We start from the raw sequence: 23,826 nt of genomic DNA, 5'->3' as shown, positions 1-23,826 counted from the left end.
TTTTAAACTGCGACTGGTAGCTCTCCGAAGATCGTGTCCATGAGTTTCTGCTGTCCGACGCGGAGGTGCTGGTGAAAGGTTGGCGGCGCGATCCCGAGGCTCTCGGCGATCTCCGCGCCGGTTGCGTCCCGCGGCCACTGGAAGTAGCCCGCCGCGTAGGCGGTCTGGAGCACAGTTCGCTGGCGGTTGGTGAGTTCGGCCACCGCCGACTCCTGGATCTCCATGTCGACCTGTGAGTCGACGTGGATCTGCCTGCGGGCCAGCAGTTCCGTGTTGGGAAATACCTCACAAACGGTCTCGACCATCTCTCGAACGTTATCACCCGAGGGGAGATGGACCGTCAGATAACAGTCGCCGTTGGAGAGCACTGCCGTCTCGGTCGACCAGCCATGCGATGCGAGCAGCGGGATCACACACTGCTGAGAGAGTCGGAGTGCGATCCGAACCGACTCACCCGAACCGCCGATAACGGTCACCGCCGCCACATCCAGGGGATCGATGACTGCGGCAACCGCCTCGATCTCGGCTTCGGTCGTCGTTCCGTACATCGTGTAGTCGTCATCCGGGCCAGCGACGGTTTGGGTGATCTCAACGGTCCAGTCGGTCGACGGGGATTCGTGGGGAAACAGATCCCGAATCCGGAGTTCGACCTCGATGAGCTCGTCGCTCATCAGGGCCTGTGTCCGCTCGCTGGCAGCGATTGCGTGGCCGACGACCTCCCCGAGTTCCGAGAGCGTGGTTCGCTCCTCGGTGCTGAAGGCGTCGGGTCGCACCGTATAGATCGTGAGGACGCTGTACAGCGTCTCGGCATGCCTGATCGGCACCGCCGCAACGGCACGCTTTGTCGCGACCGGTGGCGCGTCCTGTCTCCAGTCGAAGGCCGTGTTTTCCCGCCTGTGGGTGGTCGTCTGTAGCTGTCCGGTCCAGACCGCTTCCCGAATCACGGTCGCACCGAACAGCTCGTCGGACTCGGTGCACTCCTGGATCGATCCAAAGCGGCCCGCACTGGCTCGAACAGTGAACCTCCCGGTTCGGCCGTCGACCTCGCCGATCCGCGCACAGTCGTAGCCGTTTGCTCCGGCCAATTGGTCACAGACTGCCTGTTCGATCTCCGACCGCGTCGACTGGCTGATGACGGTCTGGGTGATCTCTCTGACCGCAGCCGTGAGATCGGTGAGCGCTTCCAGACGCGCGACCTCCGCTTCGAGTTGCCGCTCGCGGCGTTTCTGGTCGGTGATGTTGATGTGGGCGACGACAGCGTGTCGCTTTTGATCGAGTATCACCGGCACCGCCACGAGCAGAAACCAGCGCTGTTCGACCGGCGAATGACAGGGGTACTCCAGCTGGAACTGTTGGCGTTCCCCTGCGAGTAGCTCCGTGAGCCCCCGGCGTGCGGCTGTCGCTGTCTCCGTCTTCGACCGGTCACAGACGTTTAGATAGTTGACACCGGCGGTATCCGGTCGCATCCGAATCCCGTTTTGTTCGCCGAACTCCTGCCACGATTGATTGGTCTGGAGGATCATTCCCTCGGGGTCCAACACGGAGACGTTCACCGGGAGCGCATCCAGTGATTCTCCCAACAACTGCATGCGATTGCTCATATTCCTGTTTCGGGGACCGACGGGAATAAGCCCATACTGATACATAGTAGACACTCTTTTTCCATCATACAGTTGAAAAGAGTCGTTTGCATACAGATACATTCTATAACTACTTCCTACTATTTGGACAGAAGTAGTATGCATACCTGTCGTGATCTAAATTAGACAATTAACGTTATAAATCACACAGTAATACCAGCCAGATAGTAGTCCCCAGCCGAACAGTTAATCCGTTGGCTCGACTCGAACAAAATATAGACCATGACATTTCGACATGGGACAAACCGGGCAGCTGGGCCACACGAAGCCGATGGGACCGGTGGCTCACCGATAGATTCTGAGCGTACCGACAACGCGTCCGAGACTGTCGACGACGTTCCACCGGCGGACTCGGTCAGCGACGATCAACGCCGCGAGTGGCGACGCTGGGTCGTCGAGGCGTTTCTGACTGCCGACTACGCTGTCATCCCGGTCGACCACCTCGTTGAGACGATTCTGGACCGCGAACCTGAGAAAACCGACCGGTCGACCGTCCGGTCGACACTCACTGAAACGGTGCTGCCAGCGTTGGACCGCGAGAGCGTCTTGGAGTATGATGTCGACCGCGAACTCCTCATTAAGTACGACAATTAATCCTGATAAATCCCGCAGGCTCTTGTACCCCGACGTGCTACAGGCAGGGAGATGTCGAATCCACAGCTCCATCCGGACATCGAGGAGACCGCCGCCAAGATCGCCTCGATGGAGATTCGGGGGGCCGCAACGATTGCGGCGGCCGCCGCCACCGCACTCCGGACCCAGGCTATCGAGTGTACGGCGGCCACACCGCAGGATTTCGAGTCGACGCTCCGGGCGGCGGCCCGCCGACTCCATACCACGCGACCGACGGCGGTCAGTCTCCCCAACGCGCTCCGATATGTCCTCCGGCGGATGGCTGGCGAAACCGTCGGCACGCTCCGAGCAGGGGTAATCAACGCAGCCGACGAGTTCGTCGACCGACTCGACCGGGCACAGGCCGATCTCGGCGCGGTCGGTGCCAACCGACTCCGGGACGGCGACACCGTGATGACCCACTGCCACTCGACGGACGCGCTGGCCTGTATCGAGACCGCCGTCGACCAAGGAAAATCGATCTCGGCGATTGTCAAGGAGACCCGGCCCCGAAATCAGGGCCATATTACGGCGCGTGAACTCCGTGAGATGGGCGTCGACGTGACGCTGATCGTCGACAGCGCGGCCCGTCGCTATTTAAATGCGGTCGACCACGTCATCGTTGGTGCCGACAGCATCGCCGCCGACGGCAGCGTCATCAACAAGATCGGGACCAGCGGGCTTGCAGTCAACGCGCGAGATCGTGGCACGCCTGTCATGGCCGCCGCCCAGACGATCAAGCTCCATCCCGACACGCTGACCGGTCACACTGTCGAGATCGAGATGCGGGACGAACGCGAGGTGATCGACAGCGAGACCCGGGATTCGATTGGCGACATAACTGTCGACAACCCCGCCTTCGACGTGACGCCGCCGCGTTACGTCGACGCGATCATCACCGAACGCGGTCAGTTCCCGCCCGAGAGCATCGTCACGCTGATGCGGGAGCTGTTCGGCGAGAGCGTCGACGAGCCGTGGGAGGAATCCAAGCGGGAGAAAGACGTGTGAGTGTCGTCTGTGCGGGTCACATCAACTGGGACGTGACGATGCACGTCGACAGCCTGCCCGAGGCCGACGGCGAGGTCCAGATCCACCAGCTCGTCCAGTCGGGCGGCGGCTCGGCGGCCAACGTCGCGGTCGGGCTCGTCGGCCTTGGTCTGGAGGCGTCGCTGTACGGCAGCGTCGGCGGCGACGACACCGGCGCGCTTGCCCTGCGGGAACTCGACGGGGTCGGCGTCGACTGCGGCCACGTGTTCATCGATGCCGAAGGGACCACCTCGGTCAAATATCTGGTCGTCGACGCCACTGGCGAGGTGATGGTGTTCGCCAACGAGGGGGCCAACGAGGCATTCTGTGAGGCCAATATTTCGGCCGAACTGTTCCGCGGTGTCGACCACCTCCACCTGACGAGCCAGTCGCCGGAGATGGCCTCGCTGTTGGCGACGCTGGCGAGCGATCTGGGCCTCTCGGTGAGCTTTGATCCCGGCCGCCGAGTGGCCGACCGTGGGTACAGCGAGGCGCTGGCGGCGACTGATCTGCTGTTTTTAAATCAGCGGGAGGCCGATCTCGTCGCCGAAAGCGGGACCCTGTCGCCGACCGAGCCCAGCGAGATGACCGTCGTCGTCAAACACGGCGGCGATGGAGCGACCGTCTACACGCCAACGGAGAGCCACACCCATCCGGGGTTCGTCGTCGACCCAGTCGACCTGACGGGCGCTGGCGACGCCTTCGCGGCGGGCTTTCTGGCCACGCTCGCTGATGGCGAGTGGGTCGACGACTCCGGGGCGACTACCGAGGTCGCACAGTACGTCGACGCGCTGGGGGTCGGCAACGCCTGCGGCGCGCTGGCCGCCCAAGACGTGACCGCTCGAACCGAACTCTCGTGGGCTGCGGTCGAGGAGTTCGTCGACGACGTGTGAAGGTCGTTCTCGGCTTGCTAAGTACAGTTAACTAAATATAATCGTAGAAACAGATCGGCTTGAGACTGACTCTTATATTGGTCTCAGAACGCCCGGTCGTACTGCGGCGACACTGCAACCTGGTCTTCACGGCCCAACGCTCGGGCCGCGTGGAGCGTGAAGTACGGATCGCGGAGGTGTTCGCGGCCGAGAATTGCCATATCTGCCCGCTCGTTGCTGATCAGTGCATCGGCCTGTTCTGGAGCGGTGATCCCGCCAACCGCACCGACTGCGATATCGGATTCGGTCTCATCCTTGATCCGGTGAGCGTAGGGTACCTGATACCCCGGTCCAGTCGACGGAATCTCTTGGTCGGGATGAATCCCACCCGCGCTCACATCAATGAAGTCGACGCCCGCCTCCGCAGCGCGATCAGCGAACGCGATTGATTGGTCGACGTCCCACGACTCCCGATCAGCGAGCCAGTCAGTCGCCGAGATGCGAACGAACAGTGGTTTCTCGTCGGGCCAGACCGCTCGGACTGCTCGAATGACCTCCAGTGGGAACCGAATCCGACTCTCGAAATCGCCGCCGTACTCGTCGTCGCGGGTGTTTGTTACCGGCGAGAGGAACTCGTGGAGCAGGTAGCCGTGGGCGGCGTGGACTTCGGCGATTTCGAAGCCCGCCTCGTTGGCTCGCTTGGCGGCGTCGACGAACGACTCGGTGACTGCGGCCATCTCTTTCTCGCCCATGCGGCTGGTCTCCGGGGATGTCTGGTCGCCGTAGGGGTATGGCTCGTCGGTCGGTCCGAGCACGTCCCAGCCGCCCTCGTCAGGCTGGAGTGGATCGTGGCCCTCCCACGGTCGACTGGTTGAGGCTTTTCGGCCAGCATGCGCCAACTGCATCGCCGGGACGCTCCCCTGTTCTTTGATAAAGGACGTAATATCGGCAAGCGCGTCGACGTGGTCATCGGACCATATCCCGAGATCTTCCGGCGAGATACGGCCCTGTGGGTCGACGGCGGTGGCCTCGGTCATGACGATGCCAGCGCCACCAACTGCCCGGCTGTTGAGGTGCTGGGCGTGCCAGTCGGTGGCCCGACCGTCACGATCCTCACAGGAGTACTGACACATCGGCGAGACCATTACCCGGTTCGGAATCGTTGTTTCCCGAAGCGACAACGGTGTAAAGAGATCAGCAGTCATCACCGGACGAAGGTATCCTGCGGCCAAGTATGCACGGATTGGGGGAGTATCGTCAGCTTCTACTGACCGGTAGCGTCCAACCACTCAGTCGACGGTAGGAAACTGCGAGCACAACAAACGCGGAATGGTCAATATAGTATAGCATAATGCTGATTGACATATATCTATCAAGCTAGTATATAAGTAAATAGATGAGTTACCGATATTATTCTCATATCTACACGTACGACCGATACAATCGAACAAAAATCGCCGTAGCTGTCTTTTCTACGGGGTAGTCTCGAATCTCATTCATACGTCTCCAACCACTATCTGGTCTCTCTATTTCAATTTCACGATTTAAATAATTGAATAAGTATTATATGCCAATAATACCATGGATCGGTGGTTATATCATAATTGATGATTGTGTTCGGGCTGCATGCTCGAAGGATTACCACTGGTACTGTTGCTCGCTGCATCGGTAGCGTTTATCATCATTGCCACGGCGAAGTTGGACCTGCATGCGTTTCTTGCACTCCTCATCGCCGCCTATCTGACCGGTCTCGCCGCGGGAATCGATCCTGCAGAGGTCGCCTCACTGGTGACAAGCGGGTTCGGCGGCATCCTCGGCTACATCGGGATCGTCATCATTGCCGGGACGATCATCGGCACCTGTCTCGAACGGTCCGGTGCGGCGATTGTCATCGCCGAGACGATCCTCGATTACGTCGGTGAAGAGTACACGACACAAGTAATGGCGATCACGGGGAGTTTCGTCTCCATTCCGGTGTTCTGTGACTCCGGCTTCGTCATCTTCTCGGGACTGAACCGCTCGCTCGCCGAACGCTCGGGGCTCTCGCTGTCGACGCTCGGCGTGGCGCTCGCCGGTGGGCTCTACGTCACACACGTCTTCGTGCCGCCGACGCCCGGCCCGATTGCGGCGGCGGGGATCATCGGCGCAGATATCGGCCTCGTCATGCTCGCCGGGATCATCGTCAGCGCGCCGATCGTCTTCGTCGCCGCGCTGTGGGCCGACAAGGTCGCATCGAACTACCACATCGATCCCGATCCGGAGATGACAATCGAAGAGATCAAAGACGAGTACGGGAGAATGCCCTCGCGTGCCGCGTCGTTCGCGCCACTACTCATCCCGATTCTGCTTATCGCGCTCGGATCGATTGCCGCCTTCCCCGAAGCGGCGAACCCGGAACTCATCACCGGGCCGCTCCAGCGCTGGCTCCTGTTCATCGGTGATCCGGCCGTCGCGCTGCTCATCGGCGCGTTCATCGCCTTTGCAATCGTGCCCGATTTCAGTAGCAAAGTCACCGATGACTGGGTTTCCGACGGGATCAAGAGTGCCGCGGTCATCCTCGCGGTGACCGGCGCTGGCGGCGCGTTTGGCGAAGTCCTCTCGGCGCTGCCCCTTCAGAACTTCATCACCGACACATTGGGCGGCCTCGGCATCGGGCTGTTGGCCGCGTTCGTCGTCGCGGCGGCGATGAAGACGGCGCTCGGCTCCTCGACGGTCGCAATCTTGACCACGGCCAGCCTCGTCGCGCCGCTGCTCGGTTCACTCGGACTGAACACGGAGCTCGGTCGGGTGTTCACCGTCCTCGCGATCGGTGCCGGGAGCATGACCGTCAGCCATGCCAACGATTCCTACTTCTGGATCATCACGGAGTTCTCCGACATGGAGACGGCGACGGCCTATCAGGCGTGGACGCTTGCGACGCTGGTGCTCGGCGTCACGAGTATCATCTGGATCGTCATCCTCCAGAACATCGCGGGAGTGATCTTCTAGTCGACGACCATCACTCGCAGATCGTTGAGGTTCGTCCCGGTCGCTCCTGTCAGGACGAGGGCGTCCCGGGATTCGAGATACGGATACACGTCGTTTTCGGCGAGGGCCTCCCGAGCCGCCTCGGGGTCCTCGACGGTCGTCTCGTCGATCAGTGCGCCCGCCACGTCGGTCGCACCGTCGATGCCGTCGGTGTCGACCGCTGCAACCACGATTTGTCCCTCGCCGTCTTCTTTGCCGTCGTCGAGTTCGAGCGCCGCGCTCGTCGCAAACTCCTGATTCGGGCCGCCAGACCCGTTTCCGCGGATCGTTACCGTCGTCTCGCCGCCGGAGAGGACCACGGCCGGTGGCGAGATCGGCGTGTCGGTCGCCCGTACCTCCTCGGCGATGGCGACATGCGTCGTGGCCGCATCGCGGGCTTCGCCGCGAACCCGCGAGGAGAGTACGAGCGTCTCGTATCCGCGTTCGGCCGCCGCCGCTTGCGCCGCTTCGAGCACCGTCATCCCGTCGGCGACCACATGGTTCGAGACGGCCGCGAGCGCGGGATCGTCCGCGCCCGGCGTTTCGTCGACCTCGCCGGACGCGCCGCCTTCGAGGTGCGCGACAACGGCTTCGGGCGCGTCGATCCCGTACCGTTCGAGCACCGCGAGCGCCTCGTCAAACGTCGACTCGTCGGGCGCGACGGGGCCACTCGCGATCACGCTCAGGTCGTTGCCGACGACGTCGCTGAATATCAGCGAGACCACCGTCGCAGGGGCCGCACGACGTGCCAGCCGACCGCCTTTCAGCGCCGAGAGGTGTTTCCGGACGGCATTGATTTCGTGGATGTCGGCCCCGCTGGTGAGCAACGAATCGGTCGTCGACTGGAGATCCGCGAGCGAGACGTCCCCCGCCGGTGCGGGGAGAAGCGCACTCCCGCCGCCGGTGATCGTCGCGAGGACGAGCGTGTCCTCGTCGGCCGCATCCGCCGCCGCGAGCAGCTCTCGCGTCCCGTCGACCGCCCGCTCGCTCGGCACCGGGTGGTCGCCCTCGTGCACCGTCACGCGCTCCGTTTCGACGGGGTCGTCCGTGACAACAACGCCACGGTCGATCCGGTCGCTGAGGATGGCTTCGAGTGCGACCGCGACGTGTGCCGCGGCGTTGCCGCCGCCGAGGACGACGATCTCCTCGTAGTTGCCGAGATCATACGTCGACTCGGCGATTCGGAGGCTGTCTCCGTTGAGCCCCACGGCGTCTCGGACGATCCGCCGGGGGTGGCCCGCCTCGATGCCCGCCTCAACGCACTCGACTGCCGTCTCGTGGGCCTCAGTGGTGGTGAGGCGATCTCGGTTCTCGATCATGCGTAGATACCGCAGGCGGCTGGTGTGGTGGCGCTGCTGCTCGGGGACTCGTCGACTGAAAGCGGCGTCGGATCTCGCGTCATCGACGCTGTCGTGATCGAGTCGACTGTTCGACTGACGGGTTTCAGTTCGTCCATGGACCAACGGTATTTCGGAAATCGCTAAAAGCTATGGTAGTGAGTGAAACTCCTTGTGGAGGGTCGCTTGAGACGTCCCTCACCGAGCTATCGAAAGTAGCGAAAACCCAGTCGACTACGCCGAGGCTATTCGTACTGCCACTCGGCGGTGACCTGCTCGTAGTCGAGCAGTTCGTCGTCATCGAAGAACAGCTCGATTTCGCGTTCGTTCGAGCCGGGGTCCTCGTGGTCCGAGGCGTGGATCAGATTGCGGCCGAGATCCAGGCCGTAATCCCCGCGGATCGTGCCCGGCGGGGATTCGGCGGGGTCGGTTTCGCCGACCATCCGCCGAACCTGGTGGGTCGCGTCTTTGCCTTCCCACACCATCGCGAACACCGGTGCGGAGGTGATGAAGTCGACCAGCCCCTCGAAGAAGGGTTTGCCCTCGTGTTCGGCGTAATGCTCTTCGGCCAGCTCACGGTCGAGCTGGATCGCTTTCGCGCCGACCAGTTTGAGCCCCCTATGCTCGAACCGCGAGGTGATTTCGCCGATCAGGCCGCGCTGGACGCCGTCCGGTTTGACCATAACAAAGGTCCGTTCGTCGTTGCTCATGGGTACTGTATTCGGTGGGGGTAGTTACTACTGGCGGGTTGGAGTCGCGATAAAAGAAGGAGAATACTGCCGGTGAGTAGCTAGTTGCCGCTGTTTTCGCGGCCTGCTTCGGTCCACTCGAGGTCTCGGGCTTCGCGGCCGAGCAGATAGTTCTTCTCTGCTTTCGAGTCCTTGAAGTGGAGGATCGTTCCGTCCTTTTTGACGAACATCGTGCCCGTGCCGGGCTCGATATCGTCGCCTGAGTAGTCGCACGTACGTTGTTCAACCATTATTGGCCTCCAATCGAGTCCGCATCACGCTGGGTCTCGCGAAGCTGCAGGACGTCGCCTTCGCGGATCGGACCCAGTACGTTGCGGGTAATGATACGGCCCTTGTCCGAGCCTTCGCGGATGCGGCATTTGACCTGCATGGCCTCGCCGTGCATCCCGGTCTTGCCGACGACCTCGATGACCTCTGCGGCCGTCGAGTCGGTGGCGTTCTCCTCTGCGCTCATGGTGAGTTACTGGAGTTCCTCGACCTTCGAGCCGATGTCTTCGATGTCGTCCGATGCATCGCCAGCGTCGACGATGGCTGCGGCGGCCGAGCCGACTTCGAGGCCGGCGGCGTGACCGACATCGTCCTGCGTCTCGACGAAGACGACCGGAATGCCCTTCTCCTCGGCGATCTCGGGAAGGTGCATGACGATCTCCTCAGGGGAGACGTCTTCGGCGACGTAGACGAGCTGGGCGTTCCCGCGCTCGACGGCCTTCGTGGTCTCGTTGGTTCCTTTCTTTACACTGCCTGTGTCTCGGGCGACTTCGAGAGCGTCAAGCGCGCGCTCTGCGAGGTCGGCTGGGGTGTCGTAATCTACGTAAACTGGCATATTTTACCTCTCCTATCTTCGGGCTCGCACATCCTCGCCGAACGGTAGGTCCCTGACGGCGAGGAGTATCATCAACCCGGATAGGCTGTACACTCTCGTTTGACGCTCCCCCATAAAAGCGCTTTCAAAGTCCCTTCACCGTGTGAGGGCGAACCACGGTCTCTCGCGGCTGTCTATCGGTTAGTTATCCGTGACTATTTCGGTAGCAGACGCTCACTCCTCGCGGCGTGCGAACATCACAATGCCGACCATCGTACAGACGGGTTCGTCGTCCCCATTCGTTGTTTCGATTCGGAGCCGAACCGTGCCTCGGCTTTCGCTGTCGACGGCTTTGTCCTCGACTGTGGCCTGAATCGAGAGGCTGTCGCCTGGTTCGACCGGTCTGCGCCAGCGAAGTTCGTCGACGCCCTTTGCGCCCATGGTGGCTGCATCGCTGAGAAAGTTGTCGACTAAGAGTCGCATCGTCATTGCGGTAGTGTGCCACCCACTGGCGATCAGTCCCTCGTATGGTGACTCCTCAGCCGCGCGGTCGGGGTCGGTATGGAACCACTGGGGATCGTACTGGTCGGCAAACTCTCGGATTTCGGCTTCCGTAACTGCGTACTCGCCGCTGGTCCACTCGTCGTCGACCGCAAGGTCGTCGAAAAAGATCGTCATGGGTTGGCTTACGGTGCGACCGGCAAGAACCTTGACCACTGCTACAGCAGGCGAGGAAGGTTGTCCAACAGCGATAGCCCGCTGTCGGCTCCCAGAACGCCGCTATTCGATGTCGACGGAGTCGATTTCGTCACCGTCGTGGTAGAGGTAGACGGTTCCCTCCTCGTCGGCGTCGACGTGGAACGTGTCGCTGGACTCGCCGTCGACGGTGAGTTTCTCGCGGTGCTTGGTGTCGCCCAGTCCCCACGAGAATTTTATATCGTGGTCCGTGTCGTTACAGATCTTGAGTTCGTACGTGTCGCCCTCGTCGCCTTTCTTTTTCGAGACAAGCTTGAGGTCGACGTCGTCCTCGACATCCGGCTTTTTCTTTTTGTCGTCATCATCATCCTCGTCACCATCGTCGTCCTCGTCGCCGTCGTCATCCATGTCATCATCGTCATCATCGTCATCATCGTCGTCGCCGTTATCCATGTCGTCGCCAATGATCACGAGGAGGATGGCTCCTTCGAACCGTTCGCCGTCCGCCACCCCGACCGCCCGGAACTCGTAGGTGGTACCGGGTTCGAGACCCTCGATCTCGGCGTCGAAATCGCCGGGTTCGTCCAGCGTCTGGGTGTCGGTGGTGTTCCACTCTTCGGTGCCGACTTCACGCCACTCGAAGAAGACGTCGACCTCGTCGAACTCGCCGAGGTCGGTCAACTCTCCGTTGAGCGTGGCCGATGATCCGTCGATGTCCGTCGCTGGTGTCGTGATGACATCGGGTATGTCCGAATCACAACTAACGTCGAGTGTCGTGATATCGAGGCCGATCTCGCTGTCGTCCGTTTCGAGCGAGTACGTTCCATCCGCGAGCCCATCCACCGTTGCCGAACTCTCCGCGGGAACCTCTATCGTCTCTTCGAACCCATCGGGACCAGTGATCGTGACCATCACCGGGCTGTCGTTGGTGTTCGTTAGCGTGATCTCACCGTCGCCATCGACACACTCTAGGCCCACTTGTAGGTCGACGACATCGCAGTCGCAGCCGGTAACGCTCGCCATCTGAAGGTTGACATCGGTTTGGGCGTACAAACAGCCGTCGACCGACGCGTTGGTGAGGACGTTGATCCCCGTTTGGGCCAACACGACTCCCGTAAAGTCAGCGTCTGTCCCGATCTCGACACCCGCACCGCCATCGACTACCCAGACAATGTTTTCGGCCTGCGCGCCGCCGGCCAGATTGACTGTCACCCCGCTCGCCACGGTGAGATCCCCTGAAATCTGGAAGATCCAGGTGTCGTCCGGGCCACCGTCGATGGTAATATCGTCGTCGATCAGGACGTCCGTACTCCAGTTATAGATCCCGGGCGTAAGCGTCTCTCCACCGATGTTGCCGCTGGCCAACTCCGTAACGTCCGGCGGGACGCGGCCGAATGCATCGGTGTACGCAGCTTCCAGATCGTTCACAGCCGTGGTCAATCTGGACGGGGTCGGCTCCGCATAATCGGCCGCGTACACCCGCCCGCCCACCTGCGTCGATGTCGCGAAGACGCCCGTCGCATCCAACGTCAAATCGAATCCGGTTATAGCAGTCGACGCGATGGGGCTCACGCCAATGTCGCCTGCGATATCGGAGTCTGGAACGCTTGATATCCCGGACTTTGCCAAGATCGAAAACTCACAGGCCGTCCCGAGGTCGACCGGTTCTGGACCCTGTGGATCGTCGTTTTCTTGAGCGGAACCCACACAGCCAGCGAGGCCAACTGTGAGCAGCCCACTCGATGTGAGGACTGTTCGTCTGGTAGGAGTGTACTCCATACCCGAGTCTCACCAGACATGGCTATTGTAAGTCAGATCTTACCCACGCGAGTTTACATGTTGTTTCGTTTGATTGTTTTGATTGTGGTTTATGTATTGAATAATAGCTAATTAACAGCACGTTACCGAGGGTGTCGGTGTCTGTGGAGTGTCGGTAGGTCTATCGGGGCAGCTGAGCGCCACACCCGGAGAGGGTGTCAACGAGCGGATTCCGATTGGCCTGCGTCCCCGTCTGGTTGTGCCGTCCAAAACGAATACAACGCAACCAAAAACTCACAGACTGCGACTATCTAGATACATACCATACTACTGTAGGATACTTCAAAAATAGGTAAGTCATCCCTACTCGGGGTGTTCGTGGCGGAATTATCCGAACGACAACAGTCGACCCTCTCCGAGCGATTCGCCGCCTAGCTTCGTTTGCCGATCTCTTCGCGGAGCAGTGAACTGATCGTCTCGCCGTCGGCTTTCCCACGGAGTTGGCCCATACATTCGCCCATCAGTCCCGAGAAGGCAGCCATTCCCTCCTCGTCGACCTGCTCGCTGTTTCGCTCGACGACACTGACAATGACCTCACGAACGTCATCTTCGTCGACGCCACCAAGTCCGGCCTCTTCGACGGCTTCCTCAGCAGTCATCTCTGGCTGTTCGGCCAGTACCGTCAGCACGTCTTCGACGCCCTCCTTTGCGAGTTCGTCGTCGGAGACCAACTCGAAGACGCCCAAGAAGTGGGCGTCCGCAAGGTTCTCCACCAGAACGCCATCGCGGCGGAGTTCGACGACCGTGCTTTCGAGCACTGACGCGGCGAACGTAGCGTCGACGCCCTGCGCGACGGCTTCCTCAAACAGTGGCATGCGTCGACCGTAGGCGACCTGTTCGGCCAGCCCGCTGTCGAGGCCGAACTCGGCTTGATAGCGCTCGACCTTCTCGGTGAGGAGTTCCGGCTCCTCTACTTCGCTCGGATCGGGTTCGACCGGCGGCACGTCGGTTTCGGGGTACATTCGGGCTGCGCCGGGGAGTGGGCGAAGATAGCGCGTTGTTCCCTCTTGGGTCGCATCGCGGGTCTCCTCCGGGACACCCTCGATTGCGGTCTCGGCGCGCTCGGCGACCGCCTCGATAGCAAGCTCTGCGGTCTCGGGGTCGTCGGCAACGATAGCCACCGCGTCCTCCGGACCGGCGTCGACCGCCTCTCGGAGTGCCGCGACTTCCTCGTCAGTCACGCCGTAGGCCGGGAGTTCGTCGGTGTGGAAGATCCCGCCCGCACCGTGGCGTTTAGCGTGATCCGAGAACTCCGTGCCGAGTCGACGGTCCGGCTGGATCTCGTGGCCCACGAGCCCATCAAAGCCGAACAGCGGGACTGCTGTCACGTTGCCACCGGAGCCGAGCGCACCGCCGATGACACCGGAGTCGGTATCCTCAAAGACAGCGGTTACATCTTGGGTATCGCCGACGCTGGCGCCTTGCTCGGCGAGTTCGGCGGCGATGTCGACCAACTCGGACTGGCGCTGGACCTCCAGTTCGACGATTTCGTCGATCTGATCGAGTGCCTGCACGCCTTTGACTTCGACGCGCGCGCCCTCCGCGATGGAGACGTTGACGTCCTGCCGAATCGTTCCCAGCCCGCGTTTGACTTTGCCAGTCGACCGAAGGAGCATCCCGATGCGTTTGGCCGCCTCCTTGGCCTGCTGTGGGCTTCGGATGTCCGGGCCAGTGCCGATTTCGACCAGTGGGATACCGAGGCGGTCGAGGCTGTAGAGCACGCCGTCGTCGCGCTCCTCGATTCGCTGGGCGGACTCCTCTTCGAGCAAGAGGTCGACCACCGAAACGGGACCGTCGCTGGTCTGGATTTCGCCCTCTTGGCCCAAGAGCATGGTGCGCTGGAAGCCCGACGTATTCGAGCCGTCGATGACCAGCTTTCGCATGACGTGGAGTTGGTCGACGATGCTCATATCCAGTAGGGAGGCGATCTGCATGGCGACAGCGAGGGCTTCGTCGTCGACCTCGCTTGGTGGTTCGTCGTCCTCCTCGACGAGACAGGTCGTGTCGTACGAGAGGTATTCGAACTCGCGGTCGACGCGGCTCTCTTCGAGGGCGGCGTCGTCGAGTTCGCCCAGTTCGCTTTTGGTTGGGTGCAAAAAGCGGGTGATCGTGCGCTCGGACTCCTCGGGCTCGCGGATCGCGGTTGGCGACGCACAGAACAGCTTGGTTTCGGTGTTGAGCTGTTGGTGGATCTCCAGACCGGCGACGAGGCCGAGTGACTCGTAGTCGTACTCGGAGCTACTCATTAGGCGAACGTGGGACACGGGGGCGTAAAAAGGATGGAGATGCCGGCGCGAGCCTGAAAAATGAACGCCGGGGTCACCCCACGGGGCGGGTGGCCGGTTGGCGGTTGTTAGTTGGAGGATTGTACGCGTCGGAGACCGTCTCCGAGCCCCTCGGAGTTGCAGTCATCGGTTGGGCACTCATAATGCCACCCATCGCGGGTGGCCTGGCCCTCCGGGAACGTCGATCCACATTTTCGGCACAGTAGCAAGTCGCGTCCCCGTGTCTGAAGCTGAGGCATACTTCTCAATTCTATAGGTAAGGGCTTCAAAATATCGTTTTCGGGGCTAACGGCCAGTTAGTGGTACTAACCCCGCCACGTCGTGTGGTTTAACTGGTTATCTGATGGACTGTGTGTCACAATTTCAAGCACAGTCAGTGATAGTATCTTTTGAGTATTCGTTCGTATCCATCAGTACAGCAGATTCGACCGCCACGATCAATCGTGTAGATTATGGCGCAGGTAGGTACAGTCGACTGGTCGGGTTCCGAGACCGACCACAAACCTGTCGACGGGGTCGAAGTAAGAAAATGAAACCGAGGGGACTCGCTATTCGTCGGTGCCCAGAATCCCGCGGTGGGTCATCGCTTCGGGATCAAGTACCTCGTCGGCCTCCTCGGCGGTGAGGTATCCTTCATCGATTGCGACCTGCCGAACGGTTTTGTCTTCGGCGAGCGCCTTCTTGGCGACTTTCGAGGCCTTGTCGTAGCCGATGGCGGGGTTGAGCGCTGTCGCCAGCGCCATCGACTGTTCGACCTGTTCGGCGCAGTACTCCTCGTTGGCTTCGAGTTCGTCGACGAATCGCTCGGCGAAAATCTCCGAGCCGTTAGCGATGAGTTCCGCGGATTCCAGCAGATTGTGGGCCAAGACGGGCTTGTAGAGGTTGAGGTCGATCTGACCCTCGCTTGCGCCCGCGGCAACCGCGGCGTCGTTGCCGACGACCTGTTTGTGAAGTTGATTGACCGACTCGGCGACGACCGGGTTGATCTTGCCGGGCATGATCGACGACCCGGGCTGGTTTTCGGGCTGTTCGATCTCGCCGAGACCGTTGCGTGGGCCCGAGGCGAGCAGGCGGAGATCGTTGGCGATCTTATTTAATGAGCCAGCGACCGTGCGGAGTGCACCGTGGGCTTCGGCCATCGCGTCGTGGGCGGCCTGTGCCTCGAAGTGGTTGTCGGCCTCTTGGAAGCCGAGGCCGGTCTCCTCGGCGATGTAGTCGGCTGCACGCTCGGGGAACTCCGGATGAGTGTTGAGGCCGGTGCCGACCGCGGTGCCGCCGAGTGCGAGTTCGCTGAGGTGGTCGGTGACGTTATCCGCGCGGTCGACTCCCTTTTCAATCTGGGCGCGGTAGCCGCCGAACTCCTGGCCGAGTCGGACCGGGGTGGCGTCTTGGAGATGCGTGCGGCCCGTCTTCACGACGCCATCGAACTCCTCGGCCTTGTCGGCGAGCGAGGCTTCGAGCGTTTCGAGCGCCGGAATCACGTCTTTGACGACCGCTTCGAGCGCCGAAACGTGCATCGCGGTCGGAATTACGTCATTGCTCGACTGACCGTAGTTGACGTGGTCGTTGGGGTGGACGACGCGGTCACCGATCTTGTGGCCCATGAGCTCGGCAGCGCGGTTGGCGATGACCTCGTTGGCGTTCATGTTCGAGGAGGTACCGGAGCCCGTTTGGAAGATGTCGACCGGGAACTGATCGTCGAGGTCGCCAGCGATGACCTCGTCTGCGGCCTCGATGATCGCCTCGGCGATTTCCTCATCGAGCAGGCCGAGGTCGCGGTTGGCCTGTGCGGCGGCCTTTTTGACGATGCCCAGCGCGCGGACGAAGCGTCGACCGAATGAAATTCCAGATATGGGGAAGTTCTCGACGGCGCGCTGTGTCTGTGCGCCCCAGTAGGCGTCGGCTGGGACCTGCATCTCTCCGAGACTGTCGGATTCAGTTCTGAATGAATCGCTCATAGGGTCCGCAAGGACAGAAACCGACCTAAAAGCTACTACTCACGCCGATAACTGTCCGGCTGTCAGTCGACAAGAGCGAACGGTTTGAAGTCGTTTTTAAATCTCTTGATCGGCGTACTCTTCGGGCGTGTAAGTCTTGAGTTCGATAGCGTGAATGTCGGTCGTCATGCTTTCTCCGAGGGCGTCGTATACCTGCTGGTGTTGGGCGACGAGGCTCTGGCCTTCGAAGGCGGGCGAGACGACGACGGCGGCGTAGTGGGCGTCTTCGTGTTCTTCGTCGACTTGCCGCGGGAGACTCACGGTCGCCTCTGCCTCGGCGATTTCGGCTTCAATCGCGGCTTCGATGTCGTCTGCGTTCATGTCTTTATTTTGTATTCACCCGGTAAAAACAGGCGGGCTTCGGCTGGCTCACTCTTTGACAATCGTCCCATTGAGATAGGCCTCTGTCTTGTCGTTCGTCCGCTGGATTCGTTTCGTAAACGTGAGCAGACGCTCGCCCTCTATGCGGCGATCAGTCTCGATACTGATTGTCAGGCCCTGATCCCGAAAGTGCTCAAGCAGGGCGTCGACAACCCGCGGCTCAGCACGCACCGTGTGCTGTTCACCGATTCGCTCGCCGCTCTCGATTTGCTCGATAGACTCGGTCATTGGCAACAGCAGTGACTCACCGAGACCGTGGGCGCGCTCTCGTCGACGGGACGCCGACTCCTCGAACTCAACTGACTGAAACCCCTCGCGGATCAGCCGCCGGAAGGAAAACTCTCGACCGTAATCAAAGGGAAACGTAAACGCGAACGCCAGATCACCCTGATTGGCCGCCGACGTGGTGTATTTCAACTGTTGGCTCCCGCTGAGCGTCTGCATCACAATTCCCTCCCGTCGCTCGGCATCGAGTTCACGGACGATTTCGGGGGTCGACTCGACGGCCTCGGCGGGCTCATACGTGCCGAACAGCTCCGTCTGTGGAATGTCGAACTCCTCGCATATCTCGCGGCGATCAAGCACTGGCAGTGGTTCGCCGCTTACGTGGTCTCGAATATCGAACGCCCGGAACGCAATCGAGTCGACATCGTAGCATTCCTCGACAGTATAGGGATTTTCCGGCCCGATCATCTCCCCGCAGAGCATGCGGTCTGGATGGTGGTCGAAAAACCGGTCGACGGGGAGCAGCGACCGCACCTTGTGAGTCGTAAACGGACAGACGATTCCACTCCGTGTGAACCCCAGTACGTCGCCCTCGATGCGTGCGACCCGGACATTGTAGCCGTTGAGCTTCTCTTCGACCGCAATCGACTCGTCGAACTGCTGTGGAATCCCGGCGTCGAGAACCAGACACCGAGGAATCTTCGGAAAGCCACGTACCACTGTGTCATCGATAAGCACAGTCCCTTTTTCGACCGACTTTCGGTAGCCCGGCAGATGGCGGTAGGCTCGGCCCTCGTAGCTATTCTCGTGGAGATACTCCGAAATCTCCTCGAACTTCTCACGTGAGAGTCCAAGCTTGTCGTGGTATTCCATAACACATCCTACGCCATCGGCGTACATCAATCTCTTCGCCAACCCTGTCACGTCGTGCGAATTTCACGGATTCCAATGTCGACATAGCCCACAGATGTGGAGCTACAATACGGATGGGGTCGTAGTCGACGCCATGGTCGAGCGCTCGTTCAAACAACGGTTCGTCCTCGATACCTCGCTGTTTATCACCGAGGAGATCCGTCGCGACGAGGAGACTCTCGAAGAGGCCATCGACAGGCTGTTGGATCTGATTGCTACTGCTCGATTGGAGCTGGATATCTCCTGTTACATGCCGCCGTCGATCCACAGCGAGCTGACGACGATGTTGGACGACAGACCGGTCTCCGAGGCCACGCGCTCGAAACTCAACACGTGGGTGATCCGCAAACACCCCGACCGCTACACGGTCTCGATTCCGGCGGACGTGGTCTATCGGTTCGTCGACGAGATGAGCGACCGCGTCGACAGAGGGCTGCGGGTCTCCGAGGAGGCGGTCCGCCGGGCCGAAACCTCGGCTGATGAACTCGTCGACGACCACAACCACATGACCGAAATCGACGCCGTTATCTCGGATCTCAGAGACCGGTATCGGCGCGCGCTCAGGCAGGGTGTTCTCGACTCACGCGAAGACTTTGATCTCCTCATTTTGGCCCGCGAACTCGATGCTGGCGTCGTCACCGAGGATACGGGCATCATCGCGTGGACTGAGGATTTCGGACTCCGGTATCTGCACGGTAAGGATTTTCCGGCACTGCTCTACGATTATCTGGAGGCCGTCGACGCTGTCGACCAACTCAACCACAAACGAGAAGAGTAAACGAGCCGCTAGCTCCAGCGATCCAGTCCGGTCTGGACTATCGAGGACTCGATGCGCTCGAAGCCGCGGTCGACCTCGCCAGCGTCGACATCCCATTCCTCGGTCACATACGCCCGCGCGGCTTCCAGATCCGGCTCAATCGACCCCTCGAACTCGTAGTCGTCGGTTACAGGTGGCTCGAAAAACAACTCGCGAATACGGTCGGCAAACTCGATATGCTCGCCGCGGGCTTCGAGGACCGCAAACAGATCGCCGTGTTCTTTGATGAGTTTGATCGCGGTTTTCGGGCCGATTCCGTTGATTCCCTCGTTGAAGTCGGTCCCGCAGAGCATGCCGACGTCGACTAACTGCTCGTAGCTGATCTCGTGGTTCTCAAGGGTTGCCTGGAGTTCCATCAGTTCGGGGTGGCCCTTGCTCGTCAGCCCGCGCAGAGTTCGCGGCGCGCCGAACAGCAGCGTGTCGTAATCCTCGCTGCCGACGTAGTCGACGTCGCCGATCCGGTTCATATAGGAGGCCTGAGCCTCCCCCTCGGCGGGCGCGTCGATGTAGGGGACGTCAAGGAGGTCCAGCAGTTCGCGGCTCGTTTCGTGGATCGTCTCGGTGAGTCGGACGGTTCGGGCCGACAGTCGGGCGGCCTCGACCGCGTCGCCGTCCTCTTTCGCCTGTTCGAGTCGTTCTTCGGCGTCCTTGCGGTTCTCGCGTCGACGCTCGACTTCGTCGTCCTTGAGGTCGGTCACGCCGCCATCGAACACGAAGACGGGCGTGAGATCGTTCTCGAAGAATTTCGGGAGGCCTTGAATGATCCCGACGAGGTTGGCGACTTCGGTGCCGTCGTCGGTCGTATAGATCGAATCGTTGGTCCATTTGACCGTCGTCGTCAGGTAGCGATACAGCCAGTTGTGGGCGTCGACCGCGATGACGCTGCCTTCGATATCGGCAAACGGGCACTCCGAGAGCGCCGCCAGCGAGCGAAGATCCGAGTTTCCCATGGCTACTCGCTGGTGCCCGGTGGATTTGAAACCCCCGAGTCGACGTGCTGTGCTGATCGGCCAGTGTGAATCGGCTCCGGCGGGTCGACCGACTCGTGTTCTTGAAGGAACGTCTCCTCGGCATCCGACAACCCCTCGCGCTTGCGGAACTGATCGAGACCGCATTGGTAGGTCGACATCGACACGTTGGCCTGCGCGTCGGTGGGGGCTTCGAGAATCAGTTCGGCCAGTCCCGTCTCACGGCCCGTGGCGGCGAACCCTGATTTATAAAGCGCATGGTAGGAAAAGACGTTGTTAACCGCGATACGGACTGTTGTATACCCTCTTTCGGCTGCACGCGCTTTTATAAAGGCTGCCAGCCGTGGGCCAAGCTCAAGCCCGCTGCCGCGGAGATCACTGCGGACGGTGAGATAGCGGAGCCAGAGCGCCTTCGGGTCGGTTCGGTCGGCGTTGAACGCGACCGCAGCGAGAATCCCGTCGTCGAACTCGGATTCGCTGAGATCCTCGGGGAGCGGCCCAAGGGAGTCGACGGAGGTCGACTCGTGGTCGGCGGGTGGCTCGCCACGAACGACGGCGATGCCGGTCTTGCCAGTGACGAACTTCCCGGCGTAGCTAAACCGGCGGTAATCGAGCCGGAGCCGTGGTTCATCGACCGGCCAACCGAGGAGGGCGAACTCCATACTACTCTGTTTGTGATCCAATCACAAGAGGACTGGTATGTGGCTGCTCTCAGTGGGATCACACAGTCGGTCGACACCGGTAACACTCGTGTCACCGCGAACTCAAGTAGGCCGAGAACCTCATAGCAGCTAATGACAGATGCGACACCGACACCGGGTATTCACCACGTGACAGCCGTTGCGGGCGACCCCCAGCAGAACATGGATTTCTGGGTCGAGACGCTCGGCCTTCGGCTGGTCAAGCGGTCGATCAACCAGGACGACCCGTCGACCTATCACTTCTTTTTCGCCGATGCCGAGGGGACCCCTGGCACGAGTATGACGTTCTTCCCGTGGGAGAACCTCCAGCAGGGGCAGGTCGGCACCGGACAGGTCTCCCGGACTGCGTTCCGGGTTCCTGAGGGGAGCCTCGACTACTGGGAGGACCGCTTCGACGAGTACGGCGTCGACTACCACGACCGCGTCGACCGATTCGGTGAGACCGTGCTTCCATTCCGCGACCCTGACGGCCTCCCAATCGAACTTGTCGAGGTCGAGATTCCCGACGACGACCCCACAGTGCCGTGGACCGAGTTCGTCCCCGAGGAGTCGGCGATTCGCGGCTTCCACTCGGTGACGCTCTGGCTGGCCGACCCCCACCAGACCAAGGAGCTACTGCGGACGATGGGACTTGAGGAAGTCGGCACCGAGGAATCGCCGGGCGACACGCCGGGTGACGAGCGCACGCGGTTTGCGGCCACCGGGCCAGTGGGCAAATACGTTGACGTCCTGCCGACGATAGAGGGGAGTCGACAGGGCCACGGGACGGTCCACCACGTCGCCTTCCAGACGCCGACCGACGAGGATCAGGCGGCGATGAGAAAGGCGGTCAGTACCCACAGCGTCCGGCCAACCAACCAGATCAATCGTCACTGGTTCCGGTCGGTGTACTTCCGCGAGCCAAACGGGGTGCTGTTCGAGCTGGCGACGAGCGGACCGGGCTACACCAGCGACGAGCCGCTGGACGAACTCGGCGAGACGTTGATTCTCCCCGGGAAATTCGGCGGCCAGCGCGAACAGATCGAAGCCGGGTTGACCGATGTGACGATTCCGCGAAAAGAGTAACCAACCGTTCAACTCACGTATTCAAAACGCGTCGACCGGAACCCGGATCAGTTTGTCATCGCCCTCTCGTTCCTCTCCCCGCCCATCGGTATTACTGGTCGACAGATACAAATTCTCACCGTCGGGACCGAGCGCCACTGCCCGCAGCCGGCCGAAATCGCCAGCAAAGTGGGCGACGAAACTGGTGACCTCGCCGTCGACGATACTGGCTTCGTACAGTCGCTCGCCACGCAGTCCGGCGAAGAAAACGCTCCCATCAGTGGCGGCCGCGCCAGCCGGAGCCCACGTCGTGTACTGTGAGGAGTGGAAGGCGGGCGTGGCCATCTCGGGGGTGGTCTCGCTGCCGGTGATGGTCGGCCAGCCGTAGTTGGTGCCTCGTTCGATCCGGTTGAGTTCGTCTTTCGCGTTCGATCCGTGTTCAGTGGCCCACAGTCGACCCTCATCGTCCCACGTGAGTCCCTGCGGGTTCCGATGACCGTAGGAGTACACCGCGTTGTCGAAGGGGTTGTCCGCGGGAACCGAGCCGTCAGGGTTCAGTCTGAGGATTTTGCCCGCCAGCGAGTCGCGGTCTTGGGCCAACGTCGAGTTGGCCGAATCGCCAGTGGTGATGTAGAGCTTGCCGTCAGGCCCGAACGCGATTCGACCGCCATTATGAATGCGGTCGCTCGGAATCCCGTCGATGATGACAGTCTCGTTTTCGAGTGCTCGGTTCTCAAAGTCGACCTCGAAGCGTCGGACCGTGTTTTCGACCGACTCGCGGTCGACGGTCTGGTAGACGTAGAGGTACTGGTTTTCCGAGAAATTGGGGTGGAGCGCGATGCCGAGCAGGCCACCCTCACCGAGCACTGGACTCTCTAAATCGTCAAAGCTCTCGATGACGTGCTGGGTTCCGTTCTCGACCAGTAGGAGGTCACCGGTGCGTTCGGTGACGAGATAGCGGTCCTCGTCGAGGACGACGATTTCCCATGGCACTTCGAGGTCCTCAGCGACGACTTCGTGGTCGACGTCCTCGGCGGCCATTCCAGCCGTGGCCCCGCTCCCAGTCGGCGTAAACAGCAGGTGGGTCGGTAGCCCGAACACCGCAAGCGAGCCGATCAGCAGGACGGTGACGCCGACCGCGAGTCCGAGTCTGCGTCGGTTCATGAGTTGTCGACAGGTCGGTCAGTAGACTGATAAATACCGCGGTGGCACACCGGCGACGAAAAGACGGTCGCATGGTCGACTGTCGATTACGTCGACAGCCTGTCGCAGGTCCAGCCGGGGTCCTCTCCAGTTACCGTAATGTGGTCGGCTCGGCAGGCCGGACAGTAGTCGGGGGTCACAGCATCGTTACGGGGGACATACACCGCGCCGCCGCACTCCACGCAGCCATCCACCTCAATAGTGACGCAGTCCGCACAGACGTTAAAATCGTCGACCGTCAGCTCTCGCAGCGGTTCGAGTTGTTTATCCAAGATGTACTCGTCGATGACCGTCTGGCAGCTGTGACATGATTGCATAACGATCCAGTTTGGCCCATGTGACCATGACACATATACTTGTCTCCTCCCGCAACCAGTCGGCAGTCGACTGAGCGTCCGCTGTTGTGTGGTTAAAGCCTCCTTATCGGGTGTTTCAGGGCCTGAGGAGCCCAAATCTGTAGTTCGCAACCATTATGCCTGTCTCGGGTGTATGATTGATTGCAATGGCAAAAGGTACGGTTGACTTCTTCAACGACACGGGCGGCTACGGATTTATTTCGACAGATAGCGACGAGGTAGACGATGACGAGGACGTTTTCTTCCACATGGAAGACGTTGGCGGTCCGGACCTCGAAGAGGGCCAGGACGTCGAATTCGACATCGAATCATCCCCTAAGGGACCCCGCGCAACGAACCTCACGCGCAACTAATTTCGGAGCTATCTGTCGCTCGCAGT

Annotated in this window: 26 protein-coding genes; 7 read left to right on the top strand and 19 right to left on the bottom strand. The window is 60.9% G+C overall.

The genetic code is table 11. The features are described 5' to 3' along the window. Positions 1 to 2: 2 nt before the first annotated feature. Positions 3 to 1,601 carry a bacterio-opsin activator domain-containing protein gene (locus HALTADL_RS00885; RefSeq protein WP_162551642.1) on the bottom strand — a complete coding sequence of 533 codons (1,599 nt, stop codon included), beginning with the start codon at positions 1,599 to 1,601 and terminating at the stop codon, positions 3 to 5. Positions 1,602 to 1,862: 261 nt separating this feature from the next. On the opposite strand from HALTADL_RS00885, the gene HALTADL_RS00880 reads away from it, so the two are divergent. Genes HALTADL_RS00880 through HALTADL_RS00870 form a run of 3 tightly spaced genes read left to right on the top strand, consistent with a single transcriptional unit; the run spans position 1,863 to position 4,171 of the window. Continuing rightward, positions 1,863 to 2,234 (top strand): hypothetical protein, encoded by a 372-nt coding sequence (locus tag HALTADL_RS00880; RefSeq protein WP_089671556.1) that lies wholly within the window; start codon positions 1,863 to 1,865, stop codon positions 2,232 to 2,234. Between the two features lie 51 nt (positions 2,235 to 2,285). Beyond that, positions 2,286 to 3,260, top strand: a complete 975-nt coding sequence (locus HALTADL_RS00875) for a ribose 1,5-bisphosphate isomerase (protein WP_089671555.1) — start codon at positions 2,286 to 2,288, stop codon at positions 3,258 to 3,260. Continuing rightward, positions 3,257 to 4,171, top strand: a complete 915-nt coding sequence (locus HALTADL_RS00870; RefSeq protein WP_089671554.1) for a carbohydrate kinase family protein — start codon at positions 3,257 to 3,259, stop codon at positions 4,169 to 4,171. Before HALTADL_RS00875 ends, HALTADL_RS00870 begins: the two co-directional genes overlap by 4 nt. An 83-nt stretch (positions 4,172 to 4,254) precedes the next feature. On the opposite strand, the gene HALTADL_RS00865 is transcribed toward HALTADL_RS00870, so the two are convergent. Then, positions 4,255 to 5,355, bottom strand: coding sequence for an NADH:flavin oxidoreductase/NADH oxidase (locus HALTADL_RS00865; RefSeq protein WP_089671553.1), 1,101 nt, complete (start codon positions 5,353 to 5,355; stop codon positions 4,255 to 4,257). A 421-nt stretch (positions 5,356 to 5,776) separates the two neighbouring features. Between HALTADL_RS00865 and HALTADL_RS00860 the strand changes: the two genes are divergently transcribed. Further along, on the top strand, positions 5,777 to 7,138 hold the full coding sequence (locus tag HALTADL_RS00860) for a GntP family permease (protein ID WP_089671552.1): 1,362 nt from the start codon (positions 5,777 to 5,779) through the stop codon (positions 7,136 to 7,138). Here HALTADL_RS00860 and HALTADL_RS00855 read toward each other — a convergent pair. The 13 genes from HALTADL_RS00855 to HALTADL_RS00800 form a co-directional block, all read right to left on the bottom strand. Then, complete coding sequence (locus HALTADL_RS00855; protein ID WP_089671551.1) at positions 7,135 to 8,475, bottom strand: glycerate kinase type-2 family protein; 1,341 nt, start codon at positions 8,473 to 8,475, stop codon at positions 7,135 to 7,137. The two genes, HALTADL_RS00860 and HALTADL_RS00855, sit on opposite strands and share 4 nt — an antisense overlap. Then, complete coding sequence (locus HALTADL_RS17080; RefSeq protein WP_162551641.1) at positions 8,472 to 8,612, bottom strand: hypothetical protein; 141 nt, start codon at positions 8,610 to 8,612, stop codon at positions 8,472 to 8,474. The genes HALTADL_RS00855 and HALTADL_RS17080 overlap by 4 nt, the downstream gene beginning before the upstream one ends. A gap of 126 nt (positions 8,613 to 8,738) precedes the next feature. Next, positions 8,739 to 9,203: a nucleoside-diphosphate kinase gene (ndk, locus tag HALTADL_RS00850; protein ID WP_089671550.1), complete on the bottom strand. Its 465-nt coding sequence runs from the start codon at positions 9,201 to 9,203 to the stop codon at positions 8,739 to 8,741. Positions 9,204 to 9,283: 80 nt separating this feature from the next. Then, positions 9,284 to 9,472 carry a 50S ribosomal protein L24e gene (locus tag HALTADL_RS00845; RefSeq protein ID WP_089671549.1) on the bottom strand — a complete coding sequence of 63 codons (189 nt, stop codon included), beginning with the start codon at positions 9,470 to 9,472 and terminating at the stop codon, positions 9,284 to 9,286. Further along, positions 9,472 to 9,696, bottom strand: coding sequence for a 30S ribosomal protein S28e (locus HALTADL_RS00840; protein ID WP_089671548.1), 225 nt, complete (start codon positions 9,694 to 9,696; stop codon positions 9,472 to 9,474). Before HALTADL_RS00840 ends, HALTADL_RS00845 begins: the two co-directional genes overlap by 1 nt. Positions 9,697 to 9,702: 6 nt before the next feature. Beyond that, positions 9,703 to 10,065 carry a 50S ribosomal protein L7Ae gene (gene rpl7ae, locus HALTADL_RS00835; protein WP_089671547.1) on the bottom strand — a complete coding sequence of 121 codons (363 nt, stop codon included), beginning with the start codon at positions 10,063 to 10,065 and terminating at the stop codon, positions 9,703 to 9,705. Between the two features lie 213 nt (positions 10,066 to 10,278). Then, positions 10,279 to 10,722, bottom strand: a complete 444-nt coding sequence (locus tag HALTADL_RS00830; protein WP_089671546.1) for a MaoC family dehydratase — start codon at positions 10,720 to 10,722, stop codon at positions 10,279 to 10,281. A gap of 102 nt (positions 10,723 to 10,824) precedes the next feature. Further along, a complete protein-coding gene (locus HALTADL_RS00825; RefSeq protein ID WP_089671545.1) occupies positions 10,825 to 12,519 on the bottom strand; it encodes an ice-binding family protein in 1,695 nt (564 codons plus the stop codon). Between the two features lie 410 nt (positions 12,520 to 12,929). Further along, the gene (gene gatE / locus HALTADL_RS00820) at positions 12,930 to 14,804 is read right to left on the bottom strand and encodes a Glu-tRNA(Gln) amidotransferase subunit GatE (RefSeq protein WP_089671544.1); all 1,875 of its coding nucleotides are present in this window, start codon (positions 14,802 to 14,804) and stop codon (positions 12,930 to 12,932) included. Between the two features lie 107 nt (positions 14,805 to 14,911). Continuing rightward, positions 14,912 to 15,082: an HVO_2901 family zinc finger protein gene (locus HALTADL_RS17915; RefSeq protein ID WP_303645180.1), complete on the bottom strand. Its 171-nt coding sequence runs from the start codon at positions 15,080 to 15,082 to the stop codon at positions 14,912 to 14,914. A 309-nt stretch (positions 15,083 to 15,391) separates the two neighbouring features. Then, positions 15,392 to 16,801, bottom strand: coding sequence for a class II fumarate hydratase (locus HALTADL_RS00810; protein WP_089671542.1), 1,410 nt, complete (start codon positions 16,799 to 16,801; stop codon positions 15,392 to 15,394). Between the two features lie 96 nt (positions 16,802 to 16,897). Continuing rightward, a complete protein-coding gene (locus tag HALTADL_RS00805) occupies positions 16,898 to 17,161 on the bottom strand; it encodes a BolA/IbaG family iron-sulfur metabolism protein (protein WP_089671541.1) in 264 nt (87 codons plus the stop codon). 48 nt (positions 17,162 to 17,209) lie between these two features. Then, positions 17,210 to 18,319: an RNA ligase gene (locus HALTADL_RS00800; RefSeq protein ID WP_089671540.1), complete on the bottom strand. Its 1,110-nt coding sequence runs from the start codon at positions 18,317 to 18,319 to the stop codon at positions 17,210 to 17,212. Positions 18,320 to 18,452: 133 nt separating this feature from the next. Here HALTADL_RS00800 and HALTADL_RS00795 point away from each other — a divergent pair, with 133 nt between their 5' ends. Continuing rightward, positions 18,453 to 19,136 (top strand): RNA ligase partner protein, encoded by a 684-nt coding sequence (locus HALTADL_RS00795; RefSeq protein WP_089671599.1) that lies wholly within the window; start codon positions 18,453 to 18,455, stop codon positions 19,134 to 19,136. 8 nt (positions 19,137 to 19,144) lie between these two features. On the opposite strand, the gene fen is transcribed toward HALTADL_RS00795, so the two are convergent. Beyond that, the gene (gene fen / locus HALTADL_RS00790; protein WP_089671539.1) at positions 19,145 to 20,125 is read right to left on the bottom strand and encodes a flap endonuclease-1; all 981 of its coding nucleotides are present in this window, start codon (positions 20,123 to 20,125) and stop codon (positions 19,145 to 19,147) included. A gap of 2 nt (positions 20,126 to 20,127) precedes the next feature. Continuing rightward, positions 20,128 to 20,805: a GNAT family N-acetyltransferase gene (locus HALTADL_RS00785; protein ID WP_245708386.1), complete on the bottom strand. Its 678-nt coding sequence runs from the start codon at positions 20,803 to 20,805 to the stop codon at positions 20,128 to 20,130. A gap of 132 nt (positions 20,806 to 20,937) precedes the next feature. On the opposite strand from HALTADL_RS00785, the gene HALTADL_RS00780 reads away from it, so the two are divergent. Beyond that, positions 20,938 to 21,909, top strand: coding sequence for a VOC family protein (locus HALTADL_RS00780; RefSeq protein WP_089671538.1), 972 nt, complete (start codon positions 20,938 to 20,940; stop codon positions 21,907 to 21,909). A 21-nt stretch (positions 21,910 to 21,930) separates the two neighbouring features. Here HALTADL_RS00780 and HALTADL_RS00775 read toward each other — a convergent pair whose 3' ends face one another. Next, on the bottom strand, positions 21,931 to 23,052 hold the full coding sequence (locus HALTADL_RS00775) for a PQQ-dependent sugar dehydrogenase (protein WP_089671537.1): 1,122 nt from the start codon (positions 23,050 to 23,052) through the stop codon (positions 21,931 to 21,933). A gap of 86 nt (positions 23,053 to 23,138) precedes the next feature. After that, complete coding sequence (locus tag HALTADL_RS00770) at positions 23,139 to 23,408, bottom strand: DUF7571 family protein (protein WP_089671536.1); 270 nt, start codon at positions 23,406 to 23,408, stop codon at positions 23,139 to 23,141. A 185-nt stretch (positions 23,409 to 23,593) separates the two neighbouring features. On the opposite strand from HALTADL_RS00770, the gene HALTADL_RS00765 reads away from it, so the two are divergent. Then, positions 23,594 to 23,800, top strand: coding sequence for a cold-shock protein (locus HALTADL_RS00765; protein WP_089671535.1), 207 nt, complete (start codon positions 23,594 to 23,596; stop codon positions 23,798 to 23,800). The last annotated feature ends 26 nt before the right edge of the window (positions 23,801 to 23,826 follow it).

Origin of the sequence: Halohasta litchfieldiae (assembly GCF_002788215.1) — an archaeon.
Lineage (GTDB): Archaea > Halobacteriota > Halobacteria > Halobacteriales > Haloferacaceae > Halohasta > Halohasta litchfieldiae.
This window is presented reverse-complemented; position numbering and strand designations above follow the sequence as displayed.

Bases quoted from the DNA above. Each gene is read 5' to 3' on its own strand.
- HALTADL_RS00865 (WP_089671553.1), bottom strand. From the start codon at position 5,355: ATGACTGCTGATCTCTTTACACCGTTGTCGCTTCGGGAAACAACGATT.
- HALTADL_RS00885 (WP_162551642.1), bottom strand. From the start codon at position 1,601: ATGAGCAATCGCATGCAGTTGTTGGGAGAATCACTGGATGCGCTCCCG.
- HALTADL_RS00845 (WP_089671549.1), bottom strand. From the start codon at position 9,472: ATGGTTGAACAACGTACGTGCGACTACTCAGGCGACGATATCGAGCCC.
- fen (WP_089671539.1), bottom strand. From the start codon at position 20,125: ATGGGAAACTCGGATCTTCGCTCGCTGGCGGCGCTCTCGGAGTGCCCG.
- HALTADL_RS00800 (WP_089671540.1), bottom strand. From the start codon at position 18,319: ATGGAATACCACGACAAGCTTGGACTCTCACGTGAGAAGTTCGAGGAG.
- rpl7ae (WP_089671547.1), bottom strand. From the start codon at position 10,065: ATGCCAGTTTACGTAGATTACGACACCCCAGCCGACCTCGCAGAGCGC.
- HALTADL_RS00770 (WP_089671536.1), bottom strand. From the start codon at position 23,408: ATGCAATCATGTCACAGCTGCCAGACGGTCATCGACGAGTACATCTTG.
- HALTADL_RS00830 (WP_089671546.1), bottom strand. From the start codon at position 10,722: ATGACGATCTTTTTCGACGACCTTGCGGTCGACGACGAGTGGACCAGC.
- HALTADL_RS00805 (WP_089671541.1), bottom strand. From the start codon at position 17,161: ATGAACGCAGACGACATCGAAGCCGCGATTGAAGCCGAAATCGCCGAG.
- HALTADL_RS00810 (WP_089671542.1), bottom strand. From the start codon at position 16,801: ATGAGCGATTCATTCAGAACTGAATCCGACAGTCTCGGAGAGATGCAG.
- HALTADL_RS00875 (WP_089671555.1), top strand. From the start codon at position 2,286: ATGTCGAATCCACAGCTCCATCCGGACATCGAGGAGACCGCCGCCAAG.
- ndk (WP_089671550.1), bottom strand. From the start codon at position 9,203: ATGAGCAACGACGAACGGACCTTTGTTATGGTCAAACCGGACGGCGTC.
- HALTADL_RS00795 (WP_089671599.1), top strand. From the start codon at position 18,453: ATGGTCGAGCGCTCGTTCAAACAACGGTTCGTCCTCGATACCTCGCTG.
- gatE (WP_089671544.1), bottom strand. From the start codon at position 14,804: ATGAGTAGCTCCGAGTACGACTACGAGTCACTCGGCCTCGTCGCCGGT.
- HALTADL_RS00880 (WP_089671556.1), top strand. From the start codon at position 1,863: ATGACATTTCGACATGGGACAAACCGGGCAGCTGGGCCACACGAAGCC.
- HALTADL_RS00855 (WP_089671551.1), bottom strand. From the start codon at position 8,475: ATGATCGAGAACCGAGATCGCCTCACCACCACTGAGGCCCACGAGACG.
- HALTADL_RS00780 (WP_089671538.1), top strand. From the start codon at position 20,938: ATGACAGATGCGACACCGACACCGGGTATTCACCACGTGACAGCCGTT.
- HALTADL_RS17915 (WP_303645180.1), bottom strand. From the start codon at position 15,082: ATGCCTCAGCTTCAGACACGGGGACGCGACTTGCTACTGTGCCGAAAA.
- HALTADL_RS00860 (WP_089671552.1), top strand. From the start codon at position 5,777: ATGCTCGAAGGATTACCACTGGTACTGTTGCTCGCTGCATCGGTAGCG.
- HALTADL_RS00825 (WP_089671545.1), bottom strand. From the start codon at position 12,519: ATGGAGTACACTCCTACCAGACGAACAGTCCTCACATCGAGTGGGCTG.
- HALTADL_RS17080 (WP_162551641.1), bottom strand. From the start codon at position 8,612: ATGGACGAACTGAAACCCGTCAGTCGAACAGTCGACTCGATCACGACA.
- HALTADL_RS00775 (WP_089671537.1), bottom strand. From the start codon at position 23,052: ATGAACCGACGCAGACTCGGACTCGCGGTCGGCGTCACCGTCCTGCTG.
- HALTADL_RS00765 (WP_089671535.1), top strand. From the start codon at position 23,594: ATGGCAAAAGGTACGGTTGACTTCTTCAACGACACGGGCGGCTACGGA.
- HALTADL_RS00785 (WP_245708386.1), bottom strand. From the start codon at position 20,805: ATGGAGTTCGCCCTCCTCGGTTGGCCGGTCGATGAACCACGGCTCCGG.
- HALTADL_RS00840 (WP_089671548.1), bottom strand. From the start codon at position 9,696: ATGAGCGCAGAGGAGAACGCCACCGACTCGACGGCCGCAGAGGTCATC.